This window comes from Pseudomonas sp. SYWMCR5, from assembly GCF_057197165.1.
Window position 1 is genome coordinate 22,031 of record NZ_JBXUNH010000013.1, and the last position, 17,564, is coordinate 39,594.

The window sequence follows — 17,564 nt, forward strand, 5'->3', positions numbered from 1 at the left end:
TAACGCGATTGTCGCAGTCTAGGCCATTGAGAGGGGAGAGAGCCAGCGGTGGGCACTGTCATCGGTGTTGGGTGCTTCGCGGGTAAACCCGCTCCCACGAGGGGGACGGGTTGCCCGCGAAGGGGCAGAAAAGGCTGGGTCAGCCTTGCTGCAGTGCCAGTTGATCAGCCAGACGCACGAAGGCCGCCAGGTCCAGCTGTTCTGGGCGCAGGCTGCCATCGACGCCAGCCGCTTCGATGGCTTGGCTGTCGAGCAACCCCTTGAGTGTGTTGCGCAGGGTCTTGCGGCGCTGGTTGAAGGCTTCGCGCACCACTTGCTCGAGCAGTTTCGGATCCTTGGCCGGGTGCGGCAGCACTTCGTGCGGCACCAGGCGGACAATGGCCGAGTCCACTTTCGGTGGCGGATTGAACGCGCCAGGGCCCACATTGAACAGGTGTTCCACGCGGCAGTGGTACTGCACCATGATCGACAGGCGCCCCCAGTCCCCGCCGCCCGGGCCTGCGGCCATGCGCTCGACCACTTCTTTCTGCAGCATGAAATGCATGTCGCGGATCAGTCCGGCGTGAGCCAGCAGGTGGAAGATCAGTGGCGTGGAGATGTTGTAGGGCAGGTTGCCGACCACTTTCAGGCTGCGCGGCGGCACGCCCAGGGTATTGAAGTCGAACTTCAGGGCATCGCCTTGATGCAGGCGGAAATTGTCGCGATCGGCGAACTTGTGCTGGAGGATGGGGACCAGGTCCTTGTCCAGCTCGACCACGTCGAGTTGCGCGCCGCTGCCCAGCAGGCCCTCGGTCAGGGCGCCCTGGCCCGGGCCGATCTCCAGCAGGTGCTCGCCAGCCTTGGCGTTGATCGCCCGCAGGATGCGGTCGATGATGCCGGCGTCGTGCAGGAAGTTCTGGCCGAAGCGCTTGCGCGCCCGGTGTTGGTAGTGCTCGTTCATGGTCGGTTCTCGGCCATCTGGTAGGCGGTTTCCAGGGCGACGCGCAGGCTGCCGGTGTCGACCTTGCCGCTGCCGGCCAGGTCCAGGGCGGTGCCGTGATCGACCGAGGTGCGGATGATCGGCAGGCCCAGCGTCACGTTGACTGCGGCGCCGAAGCCCTTGTACTTGAGTACGGGCAGGCCTTGGTCGTGGTACATCGCCAGCACTGCGTCGCAGTGCTCCAGATATTTGGGGGTAAACAGGGTATCGGCCGGCAACGGACCGCGCAGGTCCATGCCCTCGGCGCGCAGGCGCTCGAGCGCGGGCTCGATGATGTCGATTTCTTCGCGGCCAAGGTGGCCGCCTTCGCCGGCATGCGGGTTGAGGCCGCAGACCAGGATGCGTGGTTGGGTGATGCCGAACTTGTCGTGCAGGTCGGCATGCAGGATGCGCGTGACGCGCTCCAGGCGTTCGGCGGTGATAGCGTCGGCGATGTCGCGCAGCGGCAGATGCGTCGTTACCAGCGCAACACGCAGACCGTGGGTGGCGAGCATCATCACCACCTGGGCTGTCTGGGTGAGGTCGGCGAGGAATTCGGTATGCCCGGAGAAGGCGATACCGCTCTCGTTGATCACGCCCTTGTGTACCGGGGCGGTGATCATCCCGGCGAAGTCGCCGTCCAGGCAACCTTGGCCCGCGCGGGTCAGGGTCTGCAGGACGAAGGCTGCGTTGCGTGAGTCCAGTTGGCCGGCAGTTACAGGCGTTGCGAGCGGTGTGTCCCACACGTAAAGACTGCCTGCGGGTGCTGGTCGGTCTGGCCAGGCATCCGGCGAGACCGGCAGCAGCACAACCGCCAGCCCCAGCTGCGCGGCCCGCTCGGCGAGCAGGTCACGGCTGGTGATGGCGATCAGGGGGTGCGGCTGAGGCTCTGCGGCGAGCAGCAGGCACAGGTCTGGACCTATGCCGGCTGGCTCACCGGGGGTGACGGCGAAGCGCAGGGGCTTCACTGGGTCGCCTGGTCGGCGCCAGGCAGCTTGATCTCAACGTAGGCTTCGTCGCGGATCTGGCGCAGCCAGGTCTGCAGCTCTTCGTCGTATTTACGGTTGCGCAGTACGTTCAGCGCCTGCTGCTCGCGGGCCTGTTCGGTACTGTCGGTGGCGCGACGGCCGAGTACTTCCAGAACATGCCAGCCGTACTGGGTGCGGAACGGTTTGGTCACTACGCCTTGCTGGGCGTTGGCCATCTGCTCGCGGAATTCCGGTACCAGGCTGTTCGGGTCGACCCAGTTCAAGTCGCCGCCGTTGAGTGCGGAACCTGGATCTTCCGAGAAGCTTTTCGCCAGTTGGGCGAAGTCTTCGCCGTTCTTGATGCGATCGTACAGGCGTTCGGCCAGTTGCTCGGTTGCCGCATCGCTGCGGATCTCGCTGGGCTTGATCAGGATGTGACGGACATGGACTTCGTCGCGCAGTACGCTTTCGCTGCCACCGCGCTTCTCCTCGAGCTTGAGGATGATGAAGCCGTTGGGGATGCGAATCGGCTGGGTGATGTCACCGATGGCCATGCTGCTGAGCATCTTGGCGAAGTCAGGTGGCAGTTGGCCGGCCTTGCGCCAGCCCATCTCGCCGCCTTCCAGGGCGTTTTCGCTGGCCGAGCGGGCGATGGCCAACTGGCCGAAGTCGGCGCCCTGGCGCAGTTGCTGGTAGACCTCGCCAGCCCTGCGTGCCGCAGCCTGGATGGCGTCCGAATTGGCGCTTTCCGGGGTCGGGATCAGGATGTTGGCCAGGCGGTATTCTTCGGACATCTGCATCTTGCCCAGGTCGGAGTTAAGGAAGTTCTTCACTTCCTGCTCGGACACCTGGATGCGCTCGGCCACGCGACGCTGGCGGACGCGGCTGATGATCATCTCGCGCTTGACCTGATCACGGGCGTCGTCGAACGACAGACCATCGTGAGCGAGGGCTGCACGGAACTGATCCAGCGACATGCCGTTGCGCTGGGCGATGGTGCTGATGGCCTGGTTGAGTTCTTCGTCGGTGATGCGAATGCCCGAGCGCTCGCCGATCTGCAGTTGCAGGTTCTCGACGATCAGGCGTTCCAGTACCTGCTGTTCCAGGGCGCCGGCAGGCGGCACGCCACCGCCGCGCTTGGCGATGGTCTGCTGCACTTCGTGTACGCGCTGGTCCAGCTGGCTTTGCATGACCACGTCGTTGTCGACGATGGCCACCACGCGGTCCAGGGGTTGCGGCGCGGCATGCACCGCACCGCTCAGCATTACGGCGCCCAGCATCAGCGGGCGCAGACGATCAATAAGCTTGCTCTTCACGGGTACGGTAACCTTGAATGCCTTGGTCCAGGAACGATTCGACCTTGTTGCCCACGACGCCGCCGAGGCCTTTGAGGACGATCTGCAGGAATACGCCGTGGTCGCCCTTTTCGTTCTGCGGCAGGGCCTGACTGAAGTCGTCGGTGTCGAGCCAGTAGCGGTTGATCAGACGCAGCTTCCAGCAGCAGCTGTCGTACTCGAAACCGCCCATCGCTTCGAGGGTGCGGTTGCGGTTGTAGTCGTGCTGCCAGCGGGCAATGACGCTCCATTGCGGCACGATCGGCCAGATGACCGAGAAGTCGTGCTGCTGGATCTTGTAGTAGTCCTTGATGTAATTCGGATCGCCCGGTGTGCCGTAGTCGCCGCCGCCGACCTTCCAGGTGCCGGTAAGCGAGTCGTACGAAATCGTGTCGTTGCGGTAGCGATAACCGAGGTTGACCACCTTGTTCGGGTTGTCTTCAGGCTGGTAGTGGAACATCGCGCTGCCCGAACGGGTGCTGCGGCTGTCCGGATCCCAGTTGAAGTCCGAGTTGAAGCGCCAGTCGCGGTTGAAGGCGTACTGATACACCAGAGCGTAGGGCGAAACATTGGACTTGGCGTCGTCGCGGGTGCGGTAGTCGATACCCGGCAACTGCACCTTGCGGTCTTCGAAGTAGTAGGCCTGGCCGATGCTGAAGCGCTGGCGCTCGAAGCCGTTTTCCTCGATCCAGCGCGTAGTCACGCCCAGCGACAGCTTGTTCTCGTCGCCGATACGGTCGATACCGCTGAAGCGGTTATCGCGGAACAGCGAGTCGTAGCTGAACAGGGTTTCGCCGGAGTCGAACAGCGGGATGTCCTTCTGGTCCTTGTTAGGGACATAGAGGTAGAACAGACGTGGTTCGAGGGTCTGGCGATAGTTGGTGCCGAACAACGAGGTATTGCGGTCGAAATACAGGCCGCTGTCGACGCTGAAGATCGGGATGTCGCGGTTCAGCGAGCTGTGGTAGCTGCCGTACGCAGGGTTTGCCGACTGAGCGATTGCCTGGGCTTTGCCCTGGCTGTCTAGATCGAGATCATAGCTGGTGTAAGCGTACTTTAGCTTCGGCGTAATGTAGCCATAGCTGGCTTCCATCGGCAGGCTCATCGCTGGGGCGATATTCAGGCGGGTGCCGTTGGCGCGGGCGATGCCGGTCACGCTCTCGTCAATGCGACGACCACCGAGAACATTGCCAAATGGGTCCGTGACAACGCCCAAAGACGCATCAGGCTGACCATCCTTGTTGAACACAAGGTCATTCTTCAAGTTACGATCAAAGCGCACAGCCTCGGTGTCGTAAGAGAAGTTAAAGCCGGCAGGATGATATGGCAGCATCCCGTTAAGCGTAATTTGCGGCAGACGATCATATGGCGTGATCTGCGAGATGGTGGCCATCTCGAACGCATGCACGTTCAACCGCGCAGTGTAGGAGTCGCCGCGATAGGTCAGCGCACCCTGCTGGTTGATGAAGTCACGCTTCTGCACGCCGATCTGGTCGGACTCCAGGTCCTGGAAGTAGAACGGGTCGCTGATGTCGGTGTAGTCCACCTCGGTCATCAGGCGCTCATCCAGGCCGCCCTTGTGCTGCCAGTTGACCATCCAGCGTTCTTTCTTGTAGTCCGTCTGCTTCTCGCGGTCGTTGCTTTCGTCGTTGAGGTAGGCGCCGCCGAACTGACCTTCGCTCGACTTGGTCAGGTAGCGGAATTCGCCTTCCATCAACAAGCCGCGCTTGGCCATGTAGCGCGGATACAAGGTGGCGTCGTAGTTCGGCGCCAGGTTGAAGTAGTACGGCGTGACCAGCATGAAGCCGGTGTCGCTGCTGGTGCTGAACGACGGCGGCAGGAAGCCGGACTGGCGACGGTCGTCGATCGGGAAGTAGATGTACGGTGTGTAGAACACCGGAATATCCTTGACCCGAAGGGTGACGTTGGTGCCGGTACCGAAGCCGGTGGCCGGGTTCAGGGTGATGTTGTTGCCCTTGAGCTGCCATGCGTTGCTGCCCGGCTCACAGGTGGTATAGGTACCGTCCTTGAGGCGGATGATGGCGTTTTCTGCACGCTTGGCGTATAGGGCCGAGCCGCGGATGTGCGACTTGTGCATCACGTATTCGGCGTTGTCGACCTTGGCTTCGCCAGTATCGAGCTGGACCTCGGCCTGGTCGCCCACCACCAGCGTACCGTTGTCGCGAATCTTGACGTTGCCCTTGAGCTCGCCACGGTTCTCGGCCTGGTAGAGGTTGGCTTCGTCGGCTTCGGCCTGCATGCTGCCCTGGCGCATGACCACGTCACCGGCCAGAGTAGCGATCTGCTGCTCCTGCTGGTACTTGGAGACCTTGGCGTTGAGGTAGGTCGGCGACTCGTCCTTGGGCGTGGAGTCGTTCATGCCCGGACGGATCGGCTCGACGTACGCGCCGCCGCAATACGGGCCGGTCTCGGCCAGCTGGGCAGCAGTGAGCTTCTCGCGGGGGACCCAGTCCAGATGGCTGTAGTCTTCGCTGCGCGATTTCAGGCCGCGGCCCTTGCTCTCGGTGACCAGTACCGGCTTGGGCTCGGCACTGCCAGCCGCCTCGGCGGTCTGGGCCTCGGTGCCGCCACTGAGCGCGGCGCCATCGTGCACAGGGCGTGGCGGCAAGTTGCTGGCTGCAGTCTTGGGCTTGCAGTCCCAACCACCGGAGGCGGACACTTGGCAGTCGAACTGCTCGGCAGCCACCACGTACGACGTGGCCAGAGGTTGCAGGGCCAGCAGACCGCCAGTGACCAGCAACGGAAACTTTCTACGAAACGCGGGGGATTTCAATGCCATCTTATTAGTCCGGGCTTCCTGCGTGCCATCTGCCCGCGTGTGGGGCCGCACGCCTCTCGATGGTCTGAAAAAGATGCTGGATAATAAAGCATGACCCGCTTGACGGCTAGGGGCCGTCGGAGACCCTTGTAATGCCTGATCATGATGTACGCCTGCAACAGCTGACTGTGTGGCTCGAAGAACAGTTACAGAATCTTTTTCGCGAAAACGCCTGGGGCGACGTGCCCGCGGGCAGTCTGACCGCCGCCAGCAGCGACGCGAGCTTTCGCCGCTACTTCCGTTGGGAAGGCGGCGGACACAGCTTCGTGATCATGGATGCGCCACCGCCGCAGGAAAATTGCGCACCTTTCGTCGCCATCGACCATTTGCTGGCCGGCGCCGGTATCAACGTGCCGGCGATCCATGCCCAGGATCTGGAGCGCGGCTTCCTACTGTTGAGCGACCTAGGGCGTAAGACTTATCTGGAAATCATCGGTGACGACAACGCCGATAGCCTGTTCGCCGATGCCATCGATGCGTTGCTGGCCCAGCAGCAACTGCCGATGCAAGCGCCGCTGCCGAGCTACGACACCGCGCTGCTGCGCCGCGAACTGGAGCTGTTTCCCGAGTGGTATGTGGGGCGTGAACTGAAGCTGGCCTTCACCGAAGCGCAGCAGGCCAGCTGGCAGCGTATCAGCCAGCAACTGATCGACAGCGCCCTGGCCCAGCCCAAGGTGCTGGTGCACCGCGACTACATGCCGCGCAACCTCATGCAAAGCACCCCCAATCCAGGCGTGCTGGACTTCCAGGACGCCGTCTACGGCCCGGTAACCTACGACATCACCTGCCTGTTCAAGGATGCCTTCCTCAGCTGGCCGCTGGCGCGTGTCGATGGCTGGTTGCGGGATTATTGGGACAAGGCGCGGGCCGCAGGGATTGCGGTGCAGCCTGAGTTCAAAGAGTTCCAGCGTGCCAGCGACCTGATGGGCGTGCAGCGCCATCTCAAGGTGATCGGCATCTTCGCCCGCATCTGCCACCGCGATGGCAAACCGCGCTACCTCACCGACGTGCCGCGTTTCTTCGCCTATATAGATGAAGTGATCGCCCGTCGCCCGGAACTGGCCGAGCTTGGTCAACTGATTGGCGAACTCAAGGCCGGGGCACACCCATGAAAGCGATGATCCTGGCGGCAGGCAAGGGCGAGCGCATGCGCCCGCTGACCTTGCACACTCCCAAGCCCCTGGTGCCTGCGGCGGGCAAGCCGCTGATCGAGTACCACCTCGAGGCCCTGGCCAGGGCGGGGGTGCGCGACGTGGTGATCAACCATGCCTGGCTCGGGCAGCAGATCGAGGATCACCTGGGTGACGGCAGCCGCTTTGGCCTGAAGATCCGCTATTCGCCCGAGGGCGAGCCGCTGGAGACCGGCGGCGGCATCTTCAAGGCGCTGCCGCTGCTGGGGGATGCGCCGTTCCTGCTGGTCAACGGTGACGTCTGGACCGACTACGACTTCAAGCGCCTGTGCCAACCGCTTCAGGGCCTTGCGCACCTGGTGCTGGTGGACAATCCGGGGCATCACGGGCGTGGCGACTTCCGCCTCGATGGCACATGCGTCGTCGATGGCGACGATACCCCCGGCACCCTGACTTTCAGCGGCCTGTCGGTGCTCGACCCGAAGCTGTTCGAAAGCTGCCAGCCCGGTGCCTTCAAGCTCGCACCGCTGCTGCGCCAGGCAATGGCCGCCGGGCAGGTGACTGGTGAGCATTATCCTGGACAGTGGATCGACGTCGGCACCCTCGAGCGCCTGGCCGAGGTCGAGCGCCTGATCGGCGAGCGTGCCTGACATGTGGTGGCCGAGCACAGTGATTGGTGCCGGAGCCGGTTTTGCCGTGGCCAGCATTCCCGGCGCCTTGCTGGGCGCCTTGTTGGGGCAGGCCATGGACCGGCGTCTGCGCCTGCAGGGATGGGATGATGTGCGCGAGCGCCTGGGCGGGCGTCCGGCCTTGCGCGACGAAGAGTTGCTGTTCGTGTTGCTGGGGCGCCTGGCCAAGAGTGATGGGCGAGTCGCGGAAGGGCATATCTACCAGGCTCGTCAGGAAATGACCCGGCTGGACCTTGCAGAGCCCGCCCGCTTGCGGGCGATTGCGGCATTCAACCGCGGCAAGTCGGGCAAGGACCGCCTGGGGCAGTATCTGCGCCGTATCGGCCAGCAGCCCCACGGCGCAGAGGGTACGCTGCGGGCGTGCTGGCGCATGGTCTGGGCCGATGGCAAGGCGGGGCGGCACGAGCGTGAGCTGTTGCTGGACTGGGGCCAGCAATTGGGCATGAGCCGTAACCAGGTGCAGGCCTTGTCACAAGAGTATGAGCCGAGCCGTTCTGCGGTCGGGGGCGGGGTGATGACCTATGCCGCGGCGCTGCGGCTGCTGGGTGTCGAGGCCGATACCGACGGCGATCGGATCAAGCAAGCCTATCGCCGACTGGTGAGCCGGCATCACCCGGACAAGCTGGTCGGAAGCGGTGCGAGCGAGGCCCGGGTGCGCGAGGCGACCGAGCGGACGCGGGAGTTGCACCAGGCCTATGCCCTGATTCGCAAGCGGCGGGGGGTCTGAGGGGCAGCGTGCGGTGGTGGATTCTTCGCGGCACTCAGCCCCTTACTCCGACGCCTGCGGCATCAACCATCCCCGCACCCGCCGGAACAACTGCTCCTGCTCTGCCGCCTTGTCACCCGGCATGGCAATCAGCGACAACTGCCGATACTGACTGTCCTTCTCGCGCTTGCTGGCCTGCAGGCGCAGCTTGGCGGCGTTCTGGTCGCGGGTGCGGGTCACGAAGTAGATATCGGCGGTCGGCACCTTAATCGTCGGCACCAGGGCTTCGAGGTCGTGCTCGACCCGTGCCGGTGTCTGCGCCGAGATCAGTGCCAGCTTCTGCACCTGTGGCGGCTGCTTCTCGCTCACATAGCGCGCGGCCCAGTAGGCCCCGCTGCCATGGCCGATCAGTACGATGCTATGGGCATTCTGCTGCTGGGCGAAGGCCACGGCAGCATCAAGGCGGGCGAAGATGCGGGTGGCGTCGGCCGAGTCGCTCTGCTCGTCGGCCTGCACGGCGTCTGTGCCCTGCGCGGTATCAGCGTCGGCGGCCGTGGCTTGGGCAACGTTGGCGTTGGCGTCGTCCGGCGTATCCTTGGCCGGTGCACTGGCACCCTTGCCCTCATCCTTGACCGGCTTCGCCGCAGGTGTGTCTGCGCTGCGCGCCTGCGGGCTGTCGGCCAGCAGGTCGGGCAGGCTGAGGCTCAGGCTGTGCCAGCCGACATCGGGAAACTTGTTGCGCAGCGGGCCGACGGCATTGGGCCAGTCGGCGGTTTCGCCGGCACCGGGAACGATGATCACGGCGCCTTTCGGGTCGCTGTCGTTGGCCGGTTTCCACAGCGCCAGGAAGTTTTCGCCGTCGGCCTGCAAGGTCTTCTGTTCGGCCTTGGGCACCAGGCGCTCCAGGGCCAGGGCGTCTTCCTGGCTGCGTTCGGCCAGGGGCGCGCGCACGGCAGTCGTTTCGGCCGCGGCGGTGGGTTTCTCGGAGTCGGCGGCGTGGGCCGCGAGCGGTAGGGCCGAGGCCAGGCAGAACATGGCCAGCGTCGTGCGATAAAGTATGAACATGGATCAACCCAAGGCCAGAATGATACCGGCAGCCTAATAGTATTTGCCCGCGACGGCCACGCAGGTGGCCGTCATTGCCAAGACGAGCGTATCGATGAAGCGAATGCGTTGCCTGTTGGTTATCGGCTGGTTGTGCCTGCCCTTGATCGCCCTGGCCAAAGCCCCGGTGCCCCCGTCGGTGGCGCTCGAGCCTGCGCAGCAGCAATGGCTCGACAGCCATCGCAGCCTGCGCGTGGGCCTGGTGCTGCAAGCACCCTATGCCCAGTTCGACCGGCGCCTGCAGCAGTTGTACGGGGCTAACGTCGAGCTGGTGAGCTGGCTGGGGCGTGCCCTGAACCTTGACCTGACCTGGCGCAACTTCCCTGACCAGGCCGCCCTGGAGCATGCGTTGCAGGCTGGCGAGATCGACTTTGCCCCGGGCCTCGTGCAAACCCCGGCGAGCCTGCGCCTGTGGCTGTTCAGCGACCCCTACATGCGTGTGCCGCAGTTGCTGGTCGGCCTGCGCAGTGGTGCGCTGGCGGTCGATCTGGAGCAGCTCGGCGCCAGTGACCGGGTGGCCGTGCGCATGCCTGGCAGCCTGGCCGATTACCTGCGTGGCAACTTCTCCAATCTCAACCTGCAGGGTGTGCCCAATGAGCGCGAGGCGCTGCAACTGGTGCTGGGTGCACAGGCCAGCTACGCCGTGCTCGACGAGGCGCAGTTCAGCCGCCTGTCGCGCGAGAGCGAGTTCGGTGATCTGGTGGTCGTGGGCGATATTGGCCTGCCGCAATTGCTGCGTATCGGCTCGCGCCGCGACTGGCCGCTGTTGGCCGACGTGCTGGGGCGCGGTCTGCAGGCGATGCCGGCCAAGGAACTGGAGCAGATGCACCAGCGTTGGTTGCAACCGAAGTACCCGCGCCTGAGCGAGTCGGCGGGGTTCTGGCAGAACCTTGCGCTGTTGTTCGGCTTGTTGCTGCTCTGCGCGATGGCCACTTTGGCGATGCAGCGTCGTCGGCAGCGCCAGCTCGAGCGAAGCCTGCTGAGTGCGCGTGAGAGCCTGCTCGAACGCCAGACCCGCGAAGAGGCACTGCGGCTGAGCCAATTCTCCATCGACCAGAGCACCGTCGGCATCCTCTGGGTGCATTGGGACAGCCACGTGCGCTACGCCAACCATGCTGCCGAACGCATGCTTGGCCATGGCGAGGGCGAATTGCTCGAGCGACCGCTGATCGATATCGAGCCGAGCCTGCACATGGACCGCTGGCTTGAATTGTGGAAGCGCGCCCGCACGGGTGACAGTGGGGCGCAAGCGTTCGAAACCCTGTGTCGTCGTGCCGATGGCAGCGTGCTGCCGGTGGAGCTGTCACTGAGCTTCCTGCGTTTTCGCGATGCCGAATACCTGGTGGTGTTCATCACCGATATCACCGAGCGCCGCCGCGCCCTGGCGGCCCTGCGCGAGAGCGAGGCGCGGCTCAAGGGCATCGCGGGCAACGTGCCGGGGCTTGTCTTTCGCCTGGAACGTGATCCCGCCGAGGGCGAGCCTGAGTTTCCCTATGTCAGTGAGGGTAGCGAGGCGCTGGTCGGCTATGCCCCCACGCAGATCCAGCAGGCGGACATGGGGCTGCGCAATCTGGTCCACCCCGATGACCGCGCCGACTATCACCGGGTCCAGGACCTGGCGCTGGCCAGTGATCGCGACTGGTCCTGGCAAGGCCGTATTCTCACCCGCGAAGGCCTGCAGCGCTGGGCCGACATCAAGGCCAGCGCCCGGCGCCAGGCCGATGGCCGGGTGGTGTGGGACGGCATTGTCTGGGATATCACCCAGAGCAAACGGGTCGAGTTGGAGCTGGCGCGCTCCCAGGAGCAACTGCGTGAGCTGTCGGCGCACCTGGAGAGCGTGCGTGAGGAAGAGAAGGCGCGGATCGCCCGGGAAGTGCACGATGAGCTCGGGCAGATGCTCACTGTGCTCAAGTTGGAAGTTTCGATGTGCGAGCTGGCGTTCGCCGAGCTCGACCCGGGGCTCAACGAGCGACTCACCAGCATGAAGCGCCTGATCGCCCAGTTGTTCCAGCTGGTGCGCGATGTGGCCACGGCGTTGCGCCCGCCGATCCTCGATGCCGGGATCGCCTCGGCCATCGAATGGCAGGCCCGGCGCTTCGAGGCGCGCACGCAGATTCCTTGCCTGGTGCAGGTGCCGGATAATCTGCCAGCATTGAGTGATGCCAAGGCCACCGGGCTGTTCCGCATCCTGCAGGAGGCGCTGACCAATGTCATGCGCCATGCCAGGGCGCATACGGTGCAGATCGAGCTCAAGCATGAAAATGACTGGCTACGCATGACAGTGATCGACGATGGCGCCGGTTTCAGTCCCGATCAGCCACGCCCCACCTCGTTCGGCCTGGTCGGCATGCGTGAGCGGGTGCTGATGCTCGGTGGCAGCGTGACCCTGGAAAGCGAGCCGGGCGAGGGCACCAGCCTGAGCGTGGCCATCCCTCTTTAGTTAGGAGAAACACCGTGATTCGAGTGCTGGTGGCCGAAGACCACACCATTGTTCGTGAAGGCATCAAGCAATTGATCGGCCTGGCCAAGGACATGCTGGTAGCGGGCGAGGCCGGCAATGGCGAGCAGTTGCTCGAAACCCTGCGCCATACACCCTGCGAGGTGGTGCTGCTGGATATCTCGATGCCGGGCGTCAATGGTCTGGAGGCGATTCCGCGAATCCGCGCGCTGAACAGTCCGCCGGCCATCCTGGTGCTGTCGATGCACGACGAAGCGCAGATGGCGGCACGCGCGCTCAAGGCGGGGGCGGCAGGCTATGCGACCAAGGATAGCGACCCGGCGTTGCTGCTGACTGCGATCCGCCGCGTCGCCGGAGGTGGGCGTTACATCGACCCGGTGCTGGCCGACCGCATGGTCTTCGAGGTGGGGCTGACCGAGACCCGGCCGCTGCACACGCTGCTGTCGGAGCGTGAGTTCTCGGTGTTCGAACGTCTGGCCCAGGGTGCCAACGTCAACGACATCGCCCAGCAGCTGGCGCTGTCGAGCAAGACCATCAGTACCCACAAGGCGCGGTTGATGCAGAAGCTCAAGGTCAACTCGCTGGCCGAACTGGTGAAGTACGCCATGGAGCACAAGCTGGTCTGATTGCGACATGCATCTGTGGGAGCGTGCTTGCCCGCGAACACGGGCGTAGCCCGTGCCAGGCAGCGCGGTGTCTTTTTCGCGGGCAAGCCCGCTCCTACACCGGTTGAAGGTGTCGGGATGAGGAGTGTTCCAATCGCGTCATTCGTGTAGGGCAATCCCTACAACAACTCTTCCATCCGGATGATGGCATTCTCTCAGTACCCCCGATTTCCGGGGCTTTGCCGTTCTTCTAGTCTTTTGCCTACGCAGTCATTCCAACAAGAAGGTGCAGGGCATGAGCGAGGCGAATTCGAACGAGACGCTGGTCAGCTTCCGTGGTGTGCAGAAGAGCTACGACGGCGAATCGCTGATCGTCAAGGACCTCAACCTCGACATCCGCAAGGGCGAGTTCCTCACCCTGCTCGGCCCTTCCGGTTCGGGCAAGACCACCAGCCTGATGATGCTTGCCGGCTTCGAGACCCCAACCGCCGGTGAGATCCAGCTGGCCGGTCGCTCGATCAACAACGTGCCACCGCACAAGCGGGACATCGGCATGGTGTTCCAGAACTATGCGCTGTTCCCGCACATGACCGTCGCCGAGAACCTGGCATTCCCCCTGAGCGTACGCAACCTGAGCAAGACCGACATCAGCGAGCGGGTCAAGCGTGTGCTCAACATGGTCCAGCTCGACAGCTTCGCCAAGCGCTACCCCGGCCAGCTTTCCGGCGGCCAGCAGCAGCGTGTGGCGCTGGCGCGGGCACTGGTGTTCGAGCCGCAGCTGGTGCTGATGGACGAGCCGCTCGGTGCGCTCGACAAGCAGTTGCGCGAACACATGCAGATGGAGATCAAGCATATCCACCAGCGCCTGGGCGTGACCGTGGTCTATGTCACCCACGACCAGGGCGAGGCGCTGACCATGTCCGACCGCGTGGCGGTGTTCCACCAGGGCGAGATCCAGCAGATCGCCGACCCGCGCACCCTCTACGAAGAGCCCGCCAACACCTTCGTCGCCAACTTCATCGGCGAGAACAACCGCATCAACGGCACCTTGCTGGCGCGCAACGGTGAGCGCTGCCAGGTGCAACTGGCACGTGGCGAGAAGGTCGAGGCGCTGGCGGTGAACGTTGGCCAGGCCGGCGAGCCGGTGACCCTCTCGATCCGCCCCGAGCGCGTGCGCCTCAACGGCCACAGCGAGCATTGCGTCAACCGCTTCTCCGGCCGCGTGGCCGAGTTCATCTACCTGGGCGACCACGTGCGGGTGCGCCTGGAAGTCTGCGGCAAGGCCGACTTCTTCGTGAAGCAGCCAATCGCCGAGCTCGACCCGGCCCTGGCCGTGGGCGATGTGGTACCGCTTGGCTGGGAGGTGGAGCACGCCCGCGCGCTCGATCCGATTGCCGAAGCCCACTGATCGATTGCTTCACCAACCCTGTACTGTGGAGAGAATAATAATGCGCAAGCAGTTGAAACTGACCGCCCTGGCCCTGGGGCTGTTCACCGCGGGCCAGGCCCTGGCCGCGGACCTCACCGTGGTGTCTTTCGGCGGCGCCAACAAGGCAGCCCAGGTCAAGGCGTTCTACGAGCCGTGGGAGAAGGCCGGCAAGGGCAAGATCGTCGCTGGTGAGTACAACGGCGAGATGGCCAAGGTCAAAGCCATGGTCGATACCAAGAGCGTGTCGTGGGACCTGGTGGAGGTGGAGTCGCCAGAGCTGGAGCGCGGCTGCCAGGAAGGCCTGTTCGAGGAGCTCGACCCCGCGCCGTTCGGCAACGCGGCCGACTACGTACCCGGTGCGATCCAGGGCTGCGGCGTAGGCTTCTTCGTGTGGTCCACGGTGCTGGCCTACAACGCCGACAAACTCCAGACCGCGCCCACCAGTTGGGCCGATTTCTGGGACACCAAGAAATTCCCCGGCAAGCGCGGCCTGCGCAAGGGCGCCAAGTACACCTTGGAATTCGCCCTTATGGCCGACGGCGTAGCGCCCAAGGATGTGTACTCAGTGCTGCAGACCAAAGCCGGTGTAGACCGCGCCTTCAAGAAGCTCGACGAGCTCAAGCCGAACATCCAGTGGTGGGAAGCCGGCGCCCAGCCGCCGCAGTACCTGGCCTCGGGTGACGTGGTCATGAGCTCGGCCTACAACGGCCGGATCGCTGCGGTACAGAAGGACAGCAACCTGAAGGTGGTGTGGAACGGCGGGATCTACGACTTCGACGCCTGGGCCATTCCGAAGGGTGCGAAGAACGTCGAAGAGGCGAAGAAGTTCATCGCCTATACCGTGCAACCGGCACAGCAGAAAATCTACTCCGAGAACATCGCCTACGGGCCTGCCAACTCCAAGGCCATCGAACTGCTGTCGGACGATGTGAAGAAGGACATGCCGACCACGCCCGAGAACATCGCCAACCAGGTGCAGATCGACGTGGCCTTCTGGGCCGACAACAGCGAGCAGTTGGAGCAACGCTTCAACGCCTGGGCTGCGAAGAAGTAACGCGCCTCAAAGGAGCGCCGGGGTTTGATCGGCGCTCCCTCGTTTTCTGTGTTTTTCGGAGTTCGCCATGGCCATTGCAGTGCCCCTGAATGAAGGCGCAGGTCCAAGTCTCAAACAGCGCCTCAAGCGCGCCGAACGGGTCAACCGCTGGAAGGCCCAGGCGTTGATCGCGCCGCTGGCGCTGTTCCTGCTGCTGGTGTTCCTCGTACCGATCGCCGCACTTTTGTACAAGAGCGTCGAAAACCCCGAGGTGGTCGCAGGCCTGCCGCGCACCGTTGAAGCCGTGTTGCAGTGGGACGGCAAGAGCCTGCCCGACGAGGCGGTATACAAGGCCCTCAGCGAGGACCTGGCCGAATCGCGCAAGAACCAGACCCTGGGCGAGCTTTCCAAGCGCCTGAACATGGAACTGGCCGGCTACCGCAGCCTGCTGTCCAAGACAGCACGTGCACTGCCGTTCAAGACCGAACCGGCTTCCTATAAAGAAGCCCTGCAAGCCCTTGATGAGCGCTGGGGCGACCCGGCCTACTGGCAGGCAATTCGCCGTAACACCAGCGAGGTGACACCTTTCTACCTGCTGGCCTCGCTGGATCACCGCATCGATGATCTGGGCGAACTGGCCAAGACCACCCCTGACCAGGCCATTTATCTGGACATTTTTGCCCGCACCCTGTGGATGGGGGTGGTGATCACCGTGATCTGCCTGGTGCTGGCCTATCCGCTCGCCTACCTGCTGGCCAACCTGCCGACCCGGCAGAGCAACCTGTTGATGATCCTGGTGCTGCTGCCGTTCTGGACTTCGATCCTGGTGCGGGTGGCGGCGTGGATCGTGCTGTTGCAGTCTGGCGGCCTGATCAATAGCGCGCTGATGGCCATTGGCATCATCGACCAGCCGCTGGAGCTGGTGTTCAACCGCACCGGGGTCTACATCTCCATGGTGCACATCCTGTTGCCGTTCATGATCCTGCCGTTGTACAGCGTGATGAAGGGCATTTCGCCGAGCTACATGCGGGCGGCGATTTCGCTGGGCTGTCATCCGTTCGCCAGCTTCTGGCGAGTGTATTTCCCGCAGACCTACGCTGGTGTCGGCGCCGGCTGCCTATTGGTGTTCATCCTTGCCATCGGCTACTACATCACCCCAGCCCTGCTGGGCAGCCCGAACGACCAGATGGTCAGCTATTTCGTCGCCTTCTATACCAACACCAGCATCAACTGGGGCATGGCCACGGCCCTGGGCGGCTTGCTGTTGCTGGCAACCGTGCTGCTGTACCTGATCTATAGCTGGCTGGTCGGCGCCAGCCGCCTGCGCCTGAGCTGAGGAGCCTTGTCATGCTGAGCCCTTACATGTCGCCCGTGGAGCGGGTCTGGTTCTACAGCCTGCGCATTCTCTGCGGCCTGATCCTGTTGTTCCTGGTCTTGCCGGTGCTGGTGATCATTCCGCTGTCGTTCAACAGCGGCAGCTTCCTGGTGTACCCGCTGCAAGGCTTTTCGCTGCAGTGGTACCAGGACTTCTTCGCCTCTGCCGAATGGATGCGCGCGCTGAAGAACAGCATCATCGTCGCTCCGGCGGCCACGGTACTGGCCATGGTGTTCGGCACCCTGGCCGCGATCGGCCTGACCCGCGGCGACTTCCCCGGCAAGTCGCTGGTGATGGCGCTGGTGATTTCGCCGATGGTGGTGCCGGTGGTGATCATCGGGGTGGCCAGCTACTTGTTCTTCGCGCCGCTGGGGATGGGTAACAGCTTCATTTCGTTGATCCTGGTGCACGCGGTGCTCGGTGTGCCGTTCGTGATCATCACCGTGTCGGCGACGCTTCAGGGCTTCAACTACAACCTGGTGCGCGCCGCAGCCAGCCTCGGCGCCTCGCCCTTGCTGACCTTCCGTCGGGTGACCTTGCCGCTGATTGCGCCGGGAGTGATCTCCGGGGCGCTGTTCGCCTTCGCCACCTCGTTCGATGAGGTGGTGGTGACGTTGTTCCTCGCCGGGCCCGAGCAGGCGACCCTGCCGCGGCAGATGTTCAGCGGTATCCGCGAGAACCTCAGCCCGACCATTGCGGCGGCGGCCACGTTGCTGATTGCGTTTTCGGTGATCCTGCTGCTGACCCTGGAGTGGTTGCGCGGACGCAGCGAGAAGTTGCGGACCCAGCAGCCGGCCTGATCCTGCGGCGGCTGCACCGGCCTCATCGCGGGACAAGCCCGCTCCCACGGTTGCCCCGCTGCTCATGAGGGCAGCGTTGTACTGGTAGGAGCGGGCTTGCCCGCGAAGAGGCCAGTGCAACCGTAGCCGATTTCGG

Annotated in this window: 14 protein-coding genes; 9 read left to right on the forward strand and 5 right to left on the reverse strand. The window is 63.9% G+C overall.

Translation table 11 applies throughout. The features are described from left to right. Positions 1-139 precede the first annotated feature (139 nt). From rsmA to AC2CGW_RS24240, 4 genes are read right to left on the reverse strand one after another with little or no spacing between them, the layout of a single operon-like run. On the reverse strand, positions 140-940 hold the full coding sequence (gene rsmA, locus AC2CGW_RS24225) for a 16S rRNA (adenine(1518)-N(6)/adenine(1519)-N(6))-dimethyltransferase RsmA (RefSeq protein WP_186667551.1): 801 nt from the start codon (positions 938-940) through the stop codon (positions 140-142). Next, complete coding sequence (gene pdxA, locus AC2CGW_RS24230; protein ID WP_186709543.1) at positions 937-1,926, reverse strand: 4-hydroxythreonine-4-phosphate dehydrogenase PdxA; 990 nt, start codon at positions 1,924-1,926, stop codon at positions 937-939. The genes rsmA and pdxA overlap by 4 nt, the downstream gene beginning before the upstream one ends. After that, complete coding sequence (gene surA, locus AC2CGW_RS24235) at positions 1,923-3,242, reverse strand: peptidylprolyl isomerase SurA (protein ID WP_186667553.1); 1,320 nt, start codon at positions 3,240-3,242, stop codon at positions 1,923-1,925. Before surA ends, pdxA begins: the two co-directional genes overlap by 4 nt. Beyond that, complete coding sequence (locus AC2CGW_RS24240; RefSeq protein ID WP_484574728.1) at positions 3,223-6,060, reverse strand: LPS-assembly protein LptD; 2,838 nt, start codon at positions 6,058-6,060, stop codon at positions 3,223-3,225. Before AC2CGW_RS24240 ends, surA begins: the two co-directional genes overlap by 20 nt. Positions 6,061-6,191: 131 nt before the next feature. Here AC2CGW_RS24240 and AC2CGW_RS24245 point away from each other — a divergent pair, with 131 nt between their 5' ends. The 3 genes from AC2CGW_RS24245 to AC2CGW_RS24255 are packed head-to-tail and all read left to right on the forward strand — an operon-like array spanning position 6,192 to position 8,645. Next, positions 6,192-7,211, forward strand: a complete 1,020-nt coding sequence (locus tag AC2CGW_RS24245; protein ID WP_186667555.1) for a phosphotransferase — start codon at positions 6,192-6,194, stop codon at positions 7,209-7,211. Further along, on the forward strand, positions 7,208-7,879 hold the full coding sequence (murU, locus tag AC2CGW_RS24250) for an N-acetylmuramate alpha-1-phosphate uridylyltransferase MurU (protein ID WP_186667556.1): 672 nt from the start codon (positions 7,208-7,210) through the stop codon (positions 7,877-7,879). Before AC2CGW_RS24245 ends, murU begins: the two co-directional genes overlap by 4 nt. Before the next feature lies 1 nt (position 7,880). After that, positions 7,881-8,645 carry a TerB family tellurite resistance protein gene (locus tag AC2CGW_RS24255; protein ID WP_484574735.1) on the forward strand — a complete coding sequence of 255 codons (765 nt, stop codon included), beginning with the start codon at positions 7,881-7,883 and terminating at the stop codon, positions 8,643-8,645. 42 nt (positions 8,646-8,687) lie between these two features. On the opposite strand, the gene AC2CGW_RS24260 is transcribed toward AC2CGW_RS24255, so the two are convergent. After that, complete coding sequence (locus AC2CGW_RS24260) at positions 8,688-9,689, reverse strand: alpha/beta hydrolase family protein (protein ID WP_484574729.1); 1,002 nt, start codon at positions 9,687-9,689, stop codon at positions 8,688-8,690. A gap of 94 nt (positions 9,690-9,783) precedes the next feature. Between AC2CGW_RS24260 and AC2CGW_RS24265 the strand changes: the two genes are divergently transcribed. The 6 genes from AC2CGW_RS24265 to AC2CGW_RS24290 all read left to right on the forward strand — a co-directional run bounded on the left by AC2CGW_RS24265 (position 9,784) and on the right by AC2CGW_RS24290 (position 17,428). Next, complete coding sequence (locus AC2CGW_RS24265) at positions 9,784-12,168, forward strand: PAS domain-containing sensor histidine kinase (protein WP_484574730.1); 2,385 nt, start codon at positions 9,784-9,786, stop codon at positions 12,166-12,168. Between the two features lie 14 nt (positions 12,169-12,182). Beyond that, on the forward strand, positions 12,183-12,812 hold the full coding sequence (locus AC2CGW_RS24270) for a response regulator (RefSeq protein ID WP_054892229.1): 630 nt from the start codon (positions 12,183-12,185) through the stop codon (positions 12,810-12,812). Positions 12,813-13,086: 274 nt separating this feature from the next. After that, the gene (locus AC2CGW_RS24275) at positions 13,087-14,199 is read left to right on the forward strand and encodes an ABC transporter ATP-binding protein (RefSeq protein ID WP_186667559.1); all 1,113 of its coding nucleotides are present in this window, start codon (positions 13,087-13,089) and stop codon (positions 14,197-14,199) included. 40 nt (positions 14,200-14,239) lie between these two features. Then, positions 14,240-15,274 (forward strand): ABC transporter substrate-binding protein, encoded by a 1,035-nt coding sequence (locus AC2CGW_RS24280; protein WP_054892231.1) that lies wholly within the window; start codon positions 14,240-14,242, stop codon positions 15,272-15,274. A gap of 67 nt (positions 15,275-15,341) precedes the next feature. Continuing rightward, on the forward strand, positions 15,342-16,589 hold the full coding sequence (locus AC2CGW_RS24285; protein WP_186709551.1) for an ABC transporter permease: 1,248 nt from the start codon (positions 15,342-15,344) through the stop codon (positions 16,587-16,589). An 11-nt stretch (positions 16,590-16,600) separates the two neighbouring features. After that, a complete protein-coding gene (locus AC2CGW_RS24290) occupies positions 16,601-17,428 on the forward strand; it encodes an ABC transporter permease (RefSeq protein WP_054892233.1) in 828 nt (275 codons plus the stop codon). Positions 17,429-17,564: the final 136 nt, after the last annotated feature.